The sequence below is a fragment of the Methylobacterium sp. WL64 genome, assembly GCF_008039945.1.
In the GTDB taxonomy this organism is placed as follows: domain Bacteria; phylum Pseudomonadota; class Alphaproteobacteria; order Rhizobiales; family Beijerinckiaceae; genus Methylobacterium.
This window is the reverse complement of record NZ_VRVA01000003.1, coordinates 59,939-75,948: the sequence shown is the minus strand read 5'-3', so window position 1 is coordinate 75,948 and position 16,010 is coordinate 59,939. Positions and strand designations below refer to the sequence as shown.

The 16,010-nt window shown below is 69.4% G+C and carries 12 protein-coding genes; 4 read left to right on the top strand and 8 right to left on the bottom strand.

Translation table 11 applies throughout. The features are described from left to right. Positions 1 to 77: 77 nt before the first annotated feature. A complete protein-coding gene (gene lptG / locus FV242_RS02565) occupies positions 78 to 1,166 on the bottom strand; it encodes an LPS export ABC transporter permease LptG (protein ID WP_147906642.1) in 1,089 nt (362 codons plus the stop codon). Positions 1,167 to 1,173: 7 nt separating this feature from the next. Further along, positions 1,174 to 2,334 (bottom strand): LPS export ABC transporter permease LptF, encoded by a 1,161-nt coding sequence (gene lptF, locus FV242_RS02560; RefSeq protein WP_147906643.1) that lies wholly within the window; start codon positions 2,332 to 2,334, stop codon positions 1,174 to 1,176. Positions 2,335 to 2,517: 183 nt separating this feature from the next. Here lptF and FV242_RS02555 point away from each other — a divergent pair, with 183 nt between their 5' ends. The 4 genes from FV242_RS02555 (at position 2,518) to msrP (ending at position 7,954) form a co-directional block, all read left to right on the top strand. After that, entirely contained in the window at positions 2,518 to 4,029 is a 1,512-nt protein-coding gene (locus tag FV242_RS02555; RefSeq protein ID WP_147906644.1) for a leucyl aminopeptidase, read from the top strand. Positions 4,030 to 4,347: 318 nt separating this feature from the next. Next, positions 4,348 to 5,004: a hypothetical protein gene (locus FV242_RS02550; RefSeq protein ID WP_246692576.1), complete on the top strand. Its 657-nt coding sequence runs from the start codon at positions 4,348 to 4,350 to the stop codon at positions 5,002 to 5,004. A 102-nt stretch (positions 5,005 to 5,106) separates the two neighbouring features. After that, positions 5,107 to 6,861, top strand: coding sequence for an AMP-binding protein (locus FV242_RS02545; protein ID WP_246692575.1), 1,755 nt, complete (start codon positions 5,107 to 5,109; stop codon positions 6,859 to 6,861). Between the two features lie 139 nt (positions 6,862 to 7,000). Next, positions 7,001 to 7,954, top strand: coding sequence for a protein-methionine-sulfoxide reductase catalytic subunit MsrP (gene msrP, locus FV242_RS02540; protein WP_147937840.1), 954 nt, complete (start codon positions 7,001 to 7,003; stop codon positions 7,952 to 7,954). Between the two features lie 145 nt (positions 7,955 to 8,099). Here the strand turns inward: msrP and FV242_RS02535 are convergent, their stop codons facing one another. From FV242_RS02535 to carB, 6 genes are all read right to left on the bottom strand, one after another. Next, the gene (locus FV242_RS02535; protein ID WP_147854249.1) at positions 8,100 to 8,990 is read right to left on the bottom strand and encodes a LysR family transcriptional regulator; all 891 of its coding nucleotides are present in this window, start codon (positions 8,988 to 8,990) and stop codon (positions 8,100 to 8,102) included. A 263-nt stretch (positions 8,991 to 9,253) separates the two neighbouring features. After that, positions 9,254 to 10,234, bottom strand: a complete 981-nt coding sequence (gene trxB, locus FV242_RS02530) for a thioredoxin-disulfide reductase (RefSeq protein WP_147937839.1) — start codon at positions 10,232 to 10,234, stop codon at positions 9,254 to 9,256. A 14-nt stretch (positions 10,235 to 10,248) separates the two neighbouring features. Then, complete coding sequence (locus FV242_RS02525; protein WP_147937838.1) at positions 10,249 to 11,298, bottom strand: mitochondrial fission ELM1 family protein; 1,050 nt, start codon at positions 11,296 to 11,298, stop codon at positions 10,249 to 10,251. Positions 11,299 to 11,331: 33 nt separating this feature from the next. Beyond that, on the bottom strand, positions 11,332 to 11,835 hold the full coding sequence (locus tag FV242_RS02520; RefSeq protein ID WP_147937837.1) for a hypothetical protein: 504 nt from the start codon (positions 11,833 to 11,835) through the stop codon (positions 11,332 to 11,334). A 5-nt stretch (positions 11,836 to 11,840) separates the two neighbouring features. Then, positions 11,841 to 12,317, bottom strand: coding sequence for a transcription elongation factor GreA (gene greA, locus FV242_RS02515; RefSeq protein WP_187278316.1), 477 nt, complete (start codon positions 12,315 to 12,317; stop codon positions 11,841 to 11,843). A gap of 90 nt (positions 12,318 to 12,407) precedes the next feature. Continuing rightward, the gene (carB, locus tag FV242_RS02510; RefSeq protein ID WP_147937835.1) at positions 12,408 to 15,881 is read right to left on the bottom strand and encodes a carbamoyl-phosphate synthase large subunit; all 3,474 of its coding nucleotides are present in this window, start codon (positions 15,879 to 15,881) and stop codon (positions 12,408 to 12,410) included. Between the last annotated feature and the right edge of the window lie 129 nt (positions 15,882 to 16,010).

Genomic DNA, 16,010 nt, shown 5'->3' with positions numbered 1-16,010 from the left:
GCGCGACCCAACCCCTGTGACGTGATCCGCCACCAACCTCACACACCCGTCTCCCGTCCCGCGATGACTCACGGGCGTCAGCCGTCTTCCTGGTACAGAAGCGTAAGCGTACCGAGAAGACTGCCTACCACGGCGGGGAACCAGGCCGCCACCGGTGCGGCGACGAGTCCGGAGGCGCCGAGCCCCTCCATGACCTGTCGGACCACGTAGAGAGCGAAGCCCGCCGCGACGCCGCCGAGGACGAGTTTACCGACCCCACCAAAGCGGAAGAACCGTAAGGAAACGGTTGCAGCCACGATCACCATGGCCAGAAACAGGACCGGCCGGGCCCACAGGACATCGTACTGCAGACGGTATCGGGTGGCGTCGAGACCGGCCCGCTCGGTCCGCGCGATGGTTGTGGGAAGTTGCCAGAAAGGCACAGATTCCGGGGGGGTGAAGCGCTGCCGGACCTGCCCGGGGTCCAAGTTCGAGGCGATCAGGTAGGTGTCGAACGACTCAGGCGGCGCGTCCGGGGCCAGCACGCGGGCGTCCGACAGCGCCCAGTAGCCGTCGTGCAGGGTGGCCTGGGCGGCCACGATCTGCTCGGCGAACTTGCCGGCCTCGTCGAAGGTGAAGACCGAAACGCCCGCCAGAGTCGTGGTGCCCTCGATGGCGGTCTCGGCCCGGATGATCGCCTCGCCGTCCAGGCCGCGCTGGCGGATCCAGAGATCCTTGCCGGACCCCGCCTTGGTCGACTTGGCGAAGATCTTGGCCTCGATCTCGGTGGAGCGCTGCTTCAGCAGGGCCGAGACCGGGTTGTATATGCCGACGGCCACGGCCCCCAGCGCCAGGGCCACGAAGAAGCCGGGCTGGAGGAACTGCCAGGCCGAGATCCCGGCCGCGCGCGCGACCACCAGTTCCAGCTTGCGCGAGAGCTGCAGCAGGGCTGCCATCGAGCCGAACAGCACCGCGAAGGGCAGCACGCCCTCGGCCACCGCCGGGGTGCGGTAGAGCGAGAGCAGCGCCATCAGCCCGGTGGAGGCGCCCTCGGCCTCGCCGGCCCGGCGCAGGAGCTCGACGAAGTCCAAGGTGTAGACCAGCGCGAACACGGTGACGAACACACCGAGCACCGTGCGGGCGAACCGGGCGGCGAAGTAGCGCCCGAGGGTCGGACCGATCAGCATCGTGGGCTCAGCGTGCCGGGGCGAGGCGCGGGGCGCGGAACAGGGCGCGCACCGCGCCCGCCACCGCGGCATTGAAGGCGCGCACCCGCGGGCCGAAGAAGATCAGCAGGCCGGACAGCGCGATCGCCAGGAGCGGGACACCGTAGATCGCCGCCACCGCCCCGGCGCTGCGCGCGGCGGCGCTCACCGCGGCGAAGCCGGCGATCCGCAGGGCGACCACGGCCAGGATCGCCCCGGCGACCGCGAGCCCGCGGCCCTGCCGGGTGGTGCGGGGATCGCCGAGCGCCGCGAAGGCGATGAACACCAGGGCCAGCGGATAGAGGCAGGCCGACAGCCTATCGTGCAGCTCGGCCCGGAACCGGCCCTTCTGCAGCTTGTAGTAGCCCTCGGTCTGGTCGGGGAACAGCAGCTGCGAGGTCGAGCGCTCGCGCGGCTTGTAGATCGTGTCGGCATCCGGGGGCGCGAAGGCCGCGAGGTCGATCGTGTAGCGCTCGAAGGTCAGGATCGAGGAATCGCGCGAATCTTTCTGCTGCTGGTGGACGCTGCCGTTCTCCAGGACAAGGAAGCTCTGCCCGTCGATGTCGACGGCGTTGCCGCGGTCGGCGAGGTAGACCTTGGTCTTCCCGGCCTCGCGCCGGTCCTGGATGAACAGGCCCTTGAGCACGCCGCCGGGCCCGCGCTCGCGGAAGTGGAAGGTGATGCCGTTGTCGAGCTGGGTGAACTGCCCCTCCTTGACGACGTTCGCGATGAAGTCGCCCCGGACCCGGGTGATCACGTCGCGCAGCTCCTGGAAGCTCGCGGGCATCACCACCACCACCAGGAACCCCACCAGGAAGCTCACGATCAGCGCGAGCGTCAGGAACGGCCGCAGCAGCGCGCGCGGCGGCATGCCGGCGGCCGACATCACGATCAGCTCGGAATCGCCGTTGAGCTTGTTCAGCGCGTACACGGTGCCGATGAACAGCGCCACGGGCGCGATCACCACCACCAGCGTCGGCAGCGACAGCCCGGTCACGAACAGGAAGACCAGGAGGGTCTGGCCCTTGGCGGTCACCAGATCGAGCTCGCGCAGGGCCTGCGTCAGCCAGATCGTGCCGGTGAGGCCGATCAGGCACGCGAGGCTCGCGCCCAGGGCGATCCGAAAGATGTAGCGCTCGATCTGCCTCATTGGCCCGGCAGTTCCGCCCGTCCTCTCGCGCCCTCATGGGCCAGGGAACCGACAAAAGGGGCGATTCCAGGGCTGCTGCGTCGCGTTGCGTTTGCCGCCTCAGCGGCTACACAAGGCGGATCACGCCTTGCGGCATGGCCCAAGCGTGGGAACGGCTGCGGAACATTGGGCAGGACGACGGGTATGGCGGACGGTATCGAGATCGGTTTCGGACCCCTGGAGCAGAGTGGCCAGGGCCCGGGGGGAACGGGCGATCTCGTGGTGTTCGTCGGCGACGACCTCGCCCTCGGCTCGGCGGCCCGGGCGGCGCTCGGCGCCGCGGGTGCCGACCTCGTGGCGAAGGCCGCGGCCTCGGAGAAATTCAAGGGCCGCTCGCTCAGCGCCATGAGCCTGCCGACGCCGGCGGGCGTCAGCGCCGACCGGCTCGTCGTGGTCGGGCTCGGCTCCGAGAAGGACCGGGCCAAGACCGACTGGCCGGCGCTCGGCGGCTTCACCGCCGGCAAGGTCGCGGGCCGGGCGGCCCGGGTGGTGCTCGACTGGCCGGGCACGAATGTCAGCGCCGCGCAGGCCGGCGAGTTCGCGCTGGGCGCGCGCCTGCGGGTCTACGCCTTCGACCGCTACAAGACCAAGAAGAAGCCCGACGCCGAGGACAAGAGCGGCACCACGCTCACCCTCCTGCTCGCCGAGCACGGCACGGCCTCCCGCGAGGGCGAGGGCGCCCGGACCCTGTCCGAGGGCGTGATCCTGGCGCGCGACCTCGTGAACGAGCCGCCGAACGTGCTCTTCCCGGAAGAGTTCGCCCGGCGCGCCTCGGAGCTGTCGAAGCTCGGCGTCGAGATCGAGGTGATCGAGCCGGCGCGTATGCGCGAACTCGGTATGGGCGCGCTGCTCGCGGTGGCGCAGGGCTCGGTCCGCGAGCCGCGCATCGTGATCATGCGCTGGAACGGCGGCCCCGCCGGCGAGGCACCGGTCGCCTTCATCGGCAAGGGCGTGGTGTTCGATTCCGGCGGCGTCTCAATCAAGCCGGGCGGCGGCATGGAGGACATGAAGGGCGACATGGGCGGCGCGGCCGCCGTGGTCGGCGCGCTCCACGCGCTTGCCAGCCGCAAGGCCCGGTGCAACGTCGTCGGCGCCATCGGCATCGTCGAGAACATGCCGGACGGCGGCGCCTACCGCCCGTCCGACATCCTGACCTCCATGTCCGGCCAGACCATCGAGGTCATCAACACCGACGCGGAGGGCCGCCTCGTGCTCGCCGACGTGATCACCCACGTGGTCCGTAGCGCCAAGCCGAAGGCGATGGTCGATCTCGCGACGCTGACCGGGGCGATCATCGTGGCGCTCGGCCAGGACATCGCCGGGATGTTCTCGAACGACGACGCGCTGGCCGCCAACATCAACGCTGCCGGCGAGGCCACGGGCGAGAAGGTCTGGCGGATGCCGCTGATCCCCGCCTACGACAAGGCGATCGATTCCAAGTTCGCCGACATGAAGAACACCGGCGGCCGCCACGGCGGCGCCGCCACCGCGGCCTCGTTCATCAAGCGCTACGTCGAAGAGGTGCCGTGGGCGCATCTCGACATCGCGGGCGTGGCGATGTCGTCGAACGCCAGCGAGATCAACCGCAGCTGGGGCGCGGGCTGGGGCGTGCGCCTCCTCGACCGGCTGGTGCGCGACCATTACGAGGCGCGGTGAGGCGGATCATCTGTCTGAGCCGCTCAGCGTCGGAGATGCCGTCGTCTGGTCTATGGACGGCAGCCTGACAGACCCATTTTGTCATTCCGGGGCGCCGCATGCGAACCCGGAACCCATAATCGCCGACGCGGCCAGGTTTCGATCGGTCGGTGGCTATGGATCCCGGGCTCCGCTGCGCGGCCCCGGGATGACAAGGTGGGTGCCCAGGTGCCAGCATGATCCGGACGCCGGCAACGGAACGATCGTTTGATAGGGGCGCGCCCTGTGCAGTCCGTTGCGCGTGACCAGACCCATGCGTCTGTGGCCGATCTGAGAAGGATGCTCCTGGCCGCAGCCCCGATCCTGGCCGCGCTCGCGGCGCTGGCGCTGGTGACCGTCACCGGCTTCAGCCAGCGCTCCGCCGTGCCGGAGGCGTTCGAGCCCTGGATCTACGGCTACTTCATCGCCCGCTATCCGCTCTTCGCCTTCGCGCTCGTCTACGGGATCGCGCAACTCGCGACGGTCGCGGCGGGGCCGGGGCCGGCCTCGGCATTCCGACGGATCCTGTTCGCGTCGCTCGGCACCGCGGCCCTCGCTGTGATCGGTCTCTACCCGACCTTCGGAGGCCTGATCCTGCGCGGCGGCTACGCCACCGGCGGGATGGCGTTCCTGACCTATCAGCCCCTATGGCTGGCCTATGGGCTCGGCGCCGGCGTCGCGGCGGCGATTTTCGGCGGCACCCTCGGCCTGTTCGCTCTGGCCGCCAACCGGCCCCTGCGCCCGCGTCTGCGGCGGATCGGGGCCGGATTGCTGGCGTACCTGGCCCTCTGGTTCGGCGCCGGCGTGATCGGGCTCGCGGTCCCGCTGGGGTTCGGATCCTGGCCGCTCCGGGGCCTGCGCCTGCCCGAGGCCGGCCTTGCCGCGCTGCTCCTTTCCGTCGCCGCCCTGCCGCACGCCGCGCTGACGACATTCAGCCGGCTACGTCGGACCGCCTGACGGCGGCGCCTTGCTAGTGGCGGTGGGTTCGCCCACAGTCGGGGGGTTCTGCGTAGGGACGAGACCCGACCGTCGAGAGTCGGGCTCGCGGGAGACGACGCGATGCGCGAGGCCAGCGTAATCGAGCACGGTGCGACGGCACGCACGCACGGGTCCGAGATGGATCCGGCGTTCGCACGGCTTTCCCCCCGTCCCTGGCTCGCCGCCTATCCGCCGGGGGTCCCGGCCGAGATCGACGTCGACAGCCTCGGTACGCTGGTCGACCTGTTCGAGACCAGCGTCTCGGCCTTCGCCGACCGCCCGGCGATGCTCTGCTTCGGCTCGACCCTGACCTATGCGGGCCTCGGCAAGCAGGCGCGCGCCCTGGCGGCCTGGCTGCGCGCCCAGGGGCTGGCGAAGGGCGACCGCGTCGCGATCATGCTGCCGAACGTGCCGGCCTACGCGGTGGCCCTGTTCGGCGTGCTCTCGGCCGGCGGGACTGTGGTCAACGTCAACCCGCTCTACACGCCCCGGGAATTTTCCCAGCAGATCAACGATTCGGGCGCTCGCTTCCTGATCGTCCTCGAGAATTTCGGCGCGACCGTCGCGGCGGCTCTGGCCGACGTGACGCTGGAGCGCGTCCTCCTGGTCGGCCCCGGCGACGGCCTCGGGCTCAAGGGTCAGGTGATCAACCTGGCTAGCCGCCACGTGCGCAAGGCCGTGCCGCCGTTCCAGCTGCCCGACGGGCTGGCGCTGCCGTTCACGACCGCCCTGCGCCGGGGCAGCGGCATGCCGCACGCCTCGGTGCCGGTCGCGCCGGAGGATCTGGCGTTCCTCCAATACACCGGCGGGACAACGGGCGTGGCCAAGGCGGCGATGCTCAGCCACCGCAACATCATGGCCAACGTCGAGCAGTCGCAGGTCTGGTTCAACTCGAAGGATCCGAGCATCCTCCGCTGCGCCGTCACGGCCTTGCCGCTCTACCATATTTTCGCGCTGACGGCCTGCTTCTTCCAGTTCATGCGCAACGGCGGGTCGTGCCTGCTGATCCCCAATCCGCGCGACTGCGACGGCATGGTGAAGACCCTCAGCCGCCACCGCTTCACGTGCCTGATGGGCGTGAACACGCTGTTCAACGTGCTGATCAACCACCCCAAGATCGGCACGGTCGACTTCTCGAACCTCGACTTCGTCGTCGGGGGCGGGACGGCGGTGCAGCGGCCCGTGGCCGAGCGCTGGAAGGCGCTCACCGGCAACACCATCCTGGAGGGCTATGGCCTGTCGGAGACCTCCCCGGTGGTGAGCGCCAACCCGCCCGGCATGACGGAGTTCTCCGGGACGATCGGGTTCCCGTTCCCGTCCACCGAACTCTCGATCCGCGACGCCGCCGGCAAGCCGGTGCCGCCGGGCCAGCCGGGCGAGATCTGCGTGCGCGGGCCCCAGGTGATGCGCGGCTACTGGAACCGGCCGGATGAGACCGCGCGCGCGATGACGCCGGACGGCTTCTTCCGCACCGGGGACGTCGCCGTGATGGAGCCGGACGGCCAGATCAAGATCGTCGACCGGATGAAGGACATGATCCTCGTCTCGGGGTTCAACGTCTATCCGAACGAGGTCGAGGAGGTGCTGGCGGCCCATCCGGCGGTTCTGGAATGCGCGGTGGTCGGCGCGCCGAGCGAGGAGACCGGCGAGATGGTGGTCGCCCACGTGGTGATGAAGGATCCGGCGGTCTCCATCGACGCCCTGCGGGCGCATGCCCGCACCCAGCTCACCGGCTACAAGGTGCCCCGCCGGGTGGTGCTGCACGATGCCTTGCCCAAGACCAATGTCGGCAAGGTGCTGCGCCGGGTCCTGCGCGACGAGACGCCGCCCGGCTGAGCGTGCCCGCGGCGGATCGTCGTCGGCCGCGCACGTAACCGCCTGCCCCGATCGCCGAATGGTGAGACTGCGGCGGTTGTACCCCTGTCGGCGCAGACCGATCTGTGGGCTGTTCGCGCGGGACAGGCGAGGAGAAGCGATGTTGATCCGGAGCAGGCGCGGGTGGGAGATCCCGGAGACCGAGGCCACGCCCGAGGCCGTCTTCCTGAATCGCCGGGCACTGATCGGAGCCGCCGCCGGGCTGGCCGCCGGATCCGTCCTGGGCGGTCGCTCCGCCTTCGCGGCCGCCGGTGATGCGGCGCTCTACCCGGCGCCGAGCAACCCGGCCTACACGCTGGACCGGCCGCTGACGCCGGAGCAGTTCAGCGGCGCATACAACAACTTCTACGAGTTCGGCACGTCCAAGACGGTGCTGCCGGCCGCCAACGCCCTCAAGACCCAGCCCTGGACGCTGAAGATCGACGGCCTTGTGGAGAAGCCGTTCGAGATCGGCGTCGAGGACCTGATCCGGAAGATCGGCCTTGAGGAGCGGCTGTACCGTCACCGCTGCGTCGAGGCCTGGTCGATGTCGGTGCCGTGGACGGGGTTTCCCCTGTCGAAGCTCGTGGCGCTCGCCAAGCCCGGCTCCGGAGCCAAGTATATCCGGTTCGAGACCTTCATGGACAAGGCGATGGCACCGGGCCAGCGCGCGTTCTACTATCCCTGGCCCTACACCGAGGGGCTGACCCTGGCCGAGGCCGGAAACGACCTCGCCTTCGTGGTCACGGGCGTCTACGGCAAGCCGCTGCCGAACCAGTTCGGCGCGCCGATCCGCATCGCGGTGCCGTGGAAATACGGGTTCAAGTCGGCGAAGTCGCTGGTCAAGATCTCGTTCACCGCCGACCGACCCAAGACGTTCTGGGAGGGCCTGCAGGCCTCGGAGTACGGCTTCTGGGCCAACGTGAACCCGGCGGTGCCGCATCCGCGCTGGAGCCAGGCCTCCGAGCGGGTCCTGGGCACCGACGAGCGGGTGCCGACGCTGATCTACAACGGCTACGGCGAGCAGGTCGCCGGGCTGTACAAGGGGCTGGAGGGCGAGCGGCTGTTCCTGTGAGGGACGACTAGATCCCATATGGCCTGGGCGCCTTGGTGGGGGTCTCAGGGGCGAAGCCCCTGAGACTTGCAGGGCGGAGCCCTGCACCCGCAAAAGATCGACGATCTTGTGAAACCGGACCTATCATCGACCGCGCAATGGCCGGTCAGTAGGTCCAGCGCTGCGCCTTCGAAACCAGGAAGTCGCGAAACGCCTGCACCCGGGCGACCGAGCGCATCTCCTCGGCGTAGACCAGGTAGCTCTCGAGGCTCGGCATCTCGGTGTCGCGCAGCACCTGGGTGAGCTGCTGGTCGCCGTCCACCGCGTAGTCGGGCAGGATGCCGATGCCGGCGCCGGCTTCCATGGCCCGTTGGAGCGCGCCGATGTTGTTCACCGTCAGGTGGACGCTGCGCCGGTCGCGGCCCTCACGCCCGGCATCGGCCAGCCAATGGGCCGCCAGCAGGTAGGAGGGCTCGTTGCCGCCGAACGAGACCAGGCGGTGATTGTCCAGTTCCTCGATGGTCTTGGGCTCGCCGAAGCGCTTGACGTAATCGACGCTGGCGAACGCGTGGTAATGCACGGTGAACAGCCGGCGCTGGATCAGGTCCGGCTGGGCCGGGCGACGCATGCGGATCGCCACGTCCGCCTCCCGCATGGCAAGGTCGAGCTCCTCGTTGGTCAGGATCAGCTCGATCCGCACATCGGGGTAGAGGTCCAGGAATTCGCCGACCCGTTGCGACAGCCACGAGGTGCCCAGCCCCACCGTGGTGGTCACCTTGAGGTCGCCGGTCGGCCGCTCGGAAGTCTCCACGAGGCGCGCCCGGGTGTTCTCCAGGCGCAGCTTCATGTCCCGGGCGGCGCGGAACAGCAGGTCGCCCTGCTCGGTCAAGATCAGGCCGCGGGCGTGGCGGTGGAACAGCGGCGCCTTCAGCTCACGTTCCAGGGCGCTGATCTGGCGACTGACCGCCGATTGGCTGAGGCCGATATCGTCGCCCGCCTTGGTGAAGCTGCCCGCCTCTGCGACGTTCAGGAAGATCCGGATCTTGTCCCAATCCAAGGCGAGAACCCCCACCACCGCGAATCCGCATTCGATGCGCGGCCCGCGCCGGGCCGGTGCTGCATCAGGCGTAGCACCGAGCGATCCGCACGCGGCCGACGCCGCGCGGACGCGGCCGGCGCTGCTGGGGCATGCAAGGTTTGCAGCCCTGCCCGGTCAGAACCCCTATGCGCCCGGCGCATGGTCCGACGCAAGGGTTCAGATCGCGAAGTTGTTGACAGGACTTTGGTCCAAGAGCGCCGAAGCCTTGGCGCTGCGTGGTCTCACTCGGCGGCAGCGGCCTGGATCGGGCTCTCGCCGATCTCCAGGTTGGCGAGGAACTTCTCGGCCTCCAGGGCAGCCATGCAGCCCATGCCGGCAGCCGTGATCGCCTGCCGGTAGACGTCGTCGGTCACGTCGCCCGCAGCGAACACGCCGGGGATCTCGGTCTCGGCGGTGCCCGGTCGCACCGATAGGTAGCCGCCGTGGCGCATGGGCAGCTGGCCCTCGAAGATCGCGGTGGCCGGCTGGTGACCGATCGCCACGAACACGCCGTCGGCGGGCACGTCGCTGATCTCGCCCGAACGCGGATCCTTGAGCCGGACATGGGTGACCGTCGGAGCCGGCTTCTGCACGCCGCAGATCTCGGCGATCTCCCGGTGCCACAGCACGGTGACGTTCGGGTGCTTGAATAGCCGCTCCTGCAGGATCCGCTCGGCCCGGAAGCTGTCCCGGCGGTGCACCACCGTGACCTTCTTGGCGATGTTGGCGAGGTACAGCGCCTCCTCGACCGCGGTGTTGCCGCCGCCGACCACCACGACTTCCTTGCCGCGGAAGAAGAAGCCGTCGCAGGTCGCGCAGGCCGAGACGCCGCCGCCCTGGAACGCCGCCTCGGAGGGCAGGCCGAGCCACTTGGCCTGGGCACCGGTGGCGATGATCAGCGCATCGCAGGAATAGGTCTCGCCCGAATCGGCCTCCAGCCGGAACGGCCGCTGCTTGAGATCCACCGACGTGATGTATTCCGAGACGATCTTGGTCCCGACATGCTCCGCCTGCAGCCGCATCTGCTCCATGAGCCACGGCCCCTGGATCGCCTCGGCGAAGCCCGGGTAGTTCTCGACGTCCGTGGTGATCATCAGCTGGCCGCCGGGTTGGAAGCCGGAGATCAGCAGCGGCTCGACCATCGCGCGGGCGGCGTAGACCGCGGCCGTGTAGCCGGCCGGGCCGGATCCGACGATCACGAGCTTGGCGTGCGTGTGGGCCATCTCTCTCGTTCCCTTCAGGTCAGTCCGGTCGCGCGGTGCGCAGCGTAAGCCTTGGCGAGCGCCTCGGCTATCACCGGGGTCGCATCGATCGGCTTGTAGGGCAGATCGACTAAGCGACCGGTGAACGGCCGCAGCGCCCCGGCGATCGCCAGGCCGGCGAACATCCGCCGATGCCGGATATAGGTACGCGGCAGGTCGAACAGCAGAACGGGTGCGCCGGTCGCCACCGCCTCGCTGACCATGTTGGCCGAATCGGAGGTGACCACGATCGCCTCGGCGAGCGCCAGCATGGCGACGTAGGGGTTGTCGCCGGTGCCGTCCCAGAGGAAGCCCCCGGTCTCGGCCGTGAGCGTCTTGACCGCGTCGCGCAGCGGGTTGGGCGTGCGCCGGGAGATCGTCACCATCAGCCGGCAGCCCTGGTCGATCAGGCTGCGCAACTCGCCCACGAGGCGCTGCATGTCGGTCTTGCGGTAGCTCAGGTGCCGGCTGTCGCCGCCCACCAGCACCGCCACGCGCGGCCCGTCGAGGTTCGCGAGCCGCGGATCCGGGTTGGCCCGGGCCGCCTCCAGCCGGGCGGCGGTGACCAGGTGCGGCGCCGTCAGGGTCGTGAAGACGTTGGGGCCGCGCAGGTCGTCGTAATCCGGCACCCAGATGAAGTCGGCGCTGTCCGCCCCGGTCCGCGGATCCTTGAGGAACGCCGTGAAGGTCCGCCCGTCGGTCGCGCGCCGCAGCGCCCGGAGATACGGCACCGCCCGGCGGCCCGAGGCGATCAGCAGGTCGGGGTAGGGCCCGGACAGGGCGCCGTTGCGGCGGCGCGGGCTCTCGCGCGGGTCGATCGGCCCCCACGGGGCGACCCATCCGAATGGGCCGGCGGCCGGGACCTGGCGGATCTCGAACGGGACCCCGAGGGTTTCGGCGATGCCGACGCACTGGTTCTCGTCGCCGGCCTTGCCGTCGGTGATGATCCAGGCCCGGGCCTGCGACAGTTCGGGAGGGGGCTCGCGCCGCACGGATGTCTGATCCAGCGAGGCGGGCGTCGCCTCCGGCACGTCGATGCTTCTCATCGGGAACGCCTTACACCGCGGGCCGGGCCGGGGCTAATTCCGCGGCAGGTCGCGGGCGAGCCACTGGGCGTAGATGTCGGCGATCGCCGCCAGCCGCCGCGCCTCGAAATCGGGGGCGTACCACGCGCCGCCGTAGCTCGACGGGGTCGCGGTCATCTGCGGGTAACGCCCGAGCACCTGCCCGTTGCGGCCGACGAGAAGCGCCTCCCCCTCCAGGTAGTCGGTCTCGAAATTGCCGCCCCGGCCGCGCATCGCGCCGCCGCCGACATAGGGGCGCAACGACAGCGCCGTCACGACCACCACCAGACGCGGTCCGGCGCCGCCGATCCGCCCCGCGAAAGTCTTGCGCAGGGCCGCGCTCAGGTCGGCCGCGAGCGCGTCGGCCTGGAGGCCGGCGCCCTTGTCCCGCAGGGGCCGCACGTCGACCCGGACGTCGGAGAAGGTCGCGGTCGGCGGAAAATCGCCGGCCGCCGAGGCCGGCACCAGCCCGCACAGCAGGAGGAGGCCGGCGAGCCAGCTCCGGGCATACGCGCGCATCGCGCTCAGCCGCCGAACTGGACGCCGACGACCTCGTACGACTTGCCGCCGCCCGGCGTCGTCACCTCGACCGTGTCGCCGACACCCTTGCCGATCAGCGCCCGCGCGATCGGGGACGTGATCGAGACCCGGCCCGCATGCACGTCGGCCTCGGGCTCGCCCACGATCTGGTAGGTCTTCTCCTCCTCCGTGTCGTCGTCGACGAGCTTCACGGTGGCGCCGAACTTGATCTTGTCGCCGGACAGCTTCGCGACGTCGATGATCTCGGCCCGCGCGATCATGCTCTCGAGTTCCATCACGCGTCCCTCGTTGTGGGACTGAGCCTCCTTGGCAGCGTGATACTCGGCGTTCTCGGACAGGTCGCCGTGCGCGCGGGCTTCGGCGATGGCCGCGACGATGCGCTGGCGCTCCACCTGCTGGCGGTGCTTCAGCTCCTTCTCGAGAGCCGCGAAACCGCGCACCGTGATCGGAACCTTGTCTATCGTCATCGTCTCGCGCCACAATGAAGAGGCCCGGCCGAGAGTGAAGCACTCTCCCCGGGCCACGAAGTTAAGTCAGCGGGACCCTGAGGCTCAGGCCGCAAAGTATTCTTGCAAGGCGCGAACCTGGAGATCGCCTTCTAGATAGGCCTTGATCCCTTCGGCCGCAGCCATCGCGCCGGCTAGAGTGGTGTAATACGGCACCTTATGCAAGAGGGCCGCGCGGCGGAGCGAGCGCGAGTCCGACAGCGCACCCGCGCCCTCCGTCGTGTTCAACACGAGCTGGATGTCACCGTTCTTGATCGAGTCGACCACGTGCGGCCGGCCCTCCAAGACCTTGTTGACGCGCTCGGCCGGCACGCTGTTCTCGACCAGGTATCTCTGCGTCCCGCCGGTGGCCAGGATCGAGAAGCCGAGTTCCGACAGCAGCTTCACGCTCGGCAGGATCCGGGCCTTGTCGGCGTCGCGCACCGAGACGAACACGGTGCCGGAGCGCGGCACCTGCGTGCCCGAGCCGAGCTGGCTCTTGGCGAAGGCCACGCCGAAGCTGGCATCGAGGCCGATCACCTCGCCGGTGGAGCGCATCTCCGGTCCGAGCAGGACGTCGACGCCGGGGAAGCGCGCGAACGGGAACACCGCCTCCTTGACGGCGATGTGGGCCAATTCCTTGCGCTTGAGGCCGAAGCTCGCGAGCTTCTCGCCGGCCATCACCCGGGCGGCGATCTTGGCGATCGGCTCGCCGATAACCTTGGCGACGAACGGCACGGTGCGGGAGGCGCGCGGGTTCACCTCCAGCACGTAGATGTCGCCGTCCTTGATCGCGTACTGCACGTTCATCAGGCCGCCGACCTTGAGCGCCAGCGCCATCGCGGTGGTCTGGCGCTCCAGCTCGGCGATGGTCTCCGGGGAGAGCGAGCGCGACGGCAGGGAGCAGGCGGAATCGCCGGAGTGGATGCCGGCCTCCTCGATGTGCTCCATGATGCCGGCGATGAACACGTCCTGCCCGTCGCAGACGGCGTCCACGTCGATCTCCACGGCGTCCGACAGGTAGCGATCGAACAGCAGCGGGTTCTTGCCCAGCACCGTGTTGATCTGCCCGGTCTTGTCGTTCGGATAGCGTGCGACGACGTCGGACGGGATCAGACTCGGCAGCGTGCCGAGCAGGTAGTCGGCGAACTGGCTCTCGTCGCGGATGATCGCCATGGCGCGGCCGCCCAGCACGTAGCTCGGGCGCACCACGAAGGGCAGGCCGAGTTCGGAGGCGATCAGCCGGCTCTGCTCCACCGAGTAGGCGATGCCGTTCTTCGGCTGCTTCATCCCGAGCTTGTCGAGGAGGCGCTTGAACTGGTCGCGGTCCTCGGCGAGGTCGATCGCGTCCGGCGAGGTGCCGAGGATCGGCACGCCGGCAGCCTCCAGGGCGCGGGCGAGCTTCAGCGGGGTCTGGCCGCCGAACTGCACGATGACGCCGTGGAGCGTGCCGGCCTGCCGCTCGGTCTCGATGATCTCCAGCACGTCCTCGGCGGTCAACGGCTCGAAGTAGAGCCGGTCCGACGTGTCGTAGTCGGTCGAGACCGTCTCCGGGTTGCAGTTGACCATGATGGTCTCGTAGCCGGCCTCCGACAGCGCGTAGCAGGCGTGGCAGCAGCAATAGTCGAACTCGATGCCCTGGCCGATCCGGTTCGGTCCGCCGCCCAGGATGATGATTTTCTTGGCATCCGTCGGTTGCGCCTCGTCGACGACCGTGCCGGCGAAGGGGGCGACGTAGGTCGAGTACATGTAGGCGGTCGGCGCCTTGAACTCGGCCGCGCAGGTGTCGATGCGTTTGAAGACCGGACGGATGTCGAGCGCCCGGCGCTTGGCCCGGACCTCGGATTCCTCCAACTTCGCCAGCACGGCGAGGCGCGAATCCGAGAAGCCGGCGGCCTTGAGCTGGCGGAACGCCCCGGGAGTGCCCGGCAGCCCGTGGGCCTTCACCCGGTTCTCCAGGTCGACGATCGCCTGGATCTGCTCCAGGAACCACGGATCGACCTTGCAGGAGGCGTGGACCTCCTCGTGGCTCACGCCGAGGCGCAGGGCCTGGGCGATCTTGAGCAGCCGGTCCGGCGTCGGCACGCCGAGCGCCGCCTTGATGGCGTTGTGGTCGTCGCCGCGGCCGAGGCCCTCGATCTCGATCTCGTCGAGACCGGTCAGCCCGGTCTCCAGCGAGCGCAGGGCCTTCTGCAGCGATTCCGCGAAGCAGCGGCCGATCGCCATCGCCTCGCCGACCGACTTCATGGCGGTGGTGAGCGTCGGCTCGGCGCCCGGAAACTTCTCGAAGGCGAAGCGCGGGATCTTGGTGACGACGTAGTCGATCGTCGGCTCGAACGAGGCCGGGGTCGCGCCGCCGGTGATGTCGTTGGCGATCTCGTCGAGGGTGTAGCCGACCGCGAGCTTGGCCGCGACCTTGGCGATCGGGAAGCCGGTGGCCTTGGAGGCCAGCGCCGAGGAGCGCGAGACGCGCGGGTTCATCTCGATCACGATCATCCGCCCGTTCTCGGGGTTGATCGCGAACTGCACGTTCGAGCCGCCGGTCTCGACGCCGATCTCGCGCAGCACCGCCAGCGATGCGTCGCGCATCACCTGGTATTCCTTGTCGGTGAGCGTCAGCGCGGGGGCGACGGTGATCGAGTCGCCGGTATGCACGCCCATCGGGTCGATGTTCTCGATGGAGCAGACGATGATGCAGTTGTCCGCCTTATCGCGGACGACCTCCATCTCGTACTCCTTCCAGCCGAGCACGCTCTCCTCGATCAGGACCTCGTTGGTCGGCGAGGCGTCGATGCCGCGCTCGACGATGTCGAGGAACTCCTCGCGGTTGTACGCGATGCCGCCGCCCGTGCCGCCCATGGTGAAGGACGGGCGGATGATCGCCGGCAGGCCGACCTCGGCCAGCGCGATCAGGGCCTGCCCGAGGGCGTGCTCGCTGTAGCGCTTGCGCCGCTCGGATTCGCCGGACTGCCACTTGCGCTCGAAGGCCGTGATCGCCCCGGCGCGCGCCTGCGGGTCGGCGTTGGCGGCCTCGATCCGGGCGATCTCGGCCAGAAACTTCTCCCGGTCGGCCTTCTTGGCCGCCGAGGCGTTGGCGAGCGCCGATTTCGGGGTGTCGAGACCGATCTTGGTCATCGCGTCCCGGAACAGGCTCCGGTCCTCGGCCTTGTCGATGGCCTCCGCGGTGGCGCCGATCATCTGCACGCCGTACTTGGCCAGCACGCCCATCTTCTGCAGCGACAGGGCGCAGTTCAACGCCGTCTGGCCGCCCATGGTCGGCAGGATCGCGTCGGGGCGCTCCTTCTCGATGATCTTGGCGACGATCTCCGGGGTGATCGGCTCGACGTAGGTCGCGTCCGCCATGTCCGGGTCGGTCATGATCGTCGCGGGGTTCGAGTTCACCAGGACGATGCGGTAGCCCTCCTCACGGAGCGCCTTGCAGGCCTGGGTCCCGGAATAGTCGAACTCGCAGGCCTGCCCGATGATGATCGGTCCCGCACCGACGATGAGGATCGAGGAGATGTCGGTGCGCTTGGGCATCTGCGGCCTTTTCAGGCCAAGCGCGCCCGATCGGGCACGGCTCGGATCGGCCCTGCTCCCGGACGCGCGTGGCGGGATTGTCGTTGAGCGCCGCGTTTACACGGCGGATCGGCGCATTGGAAGGCCGTG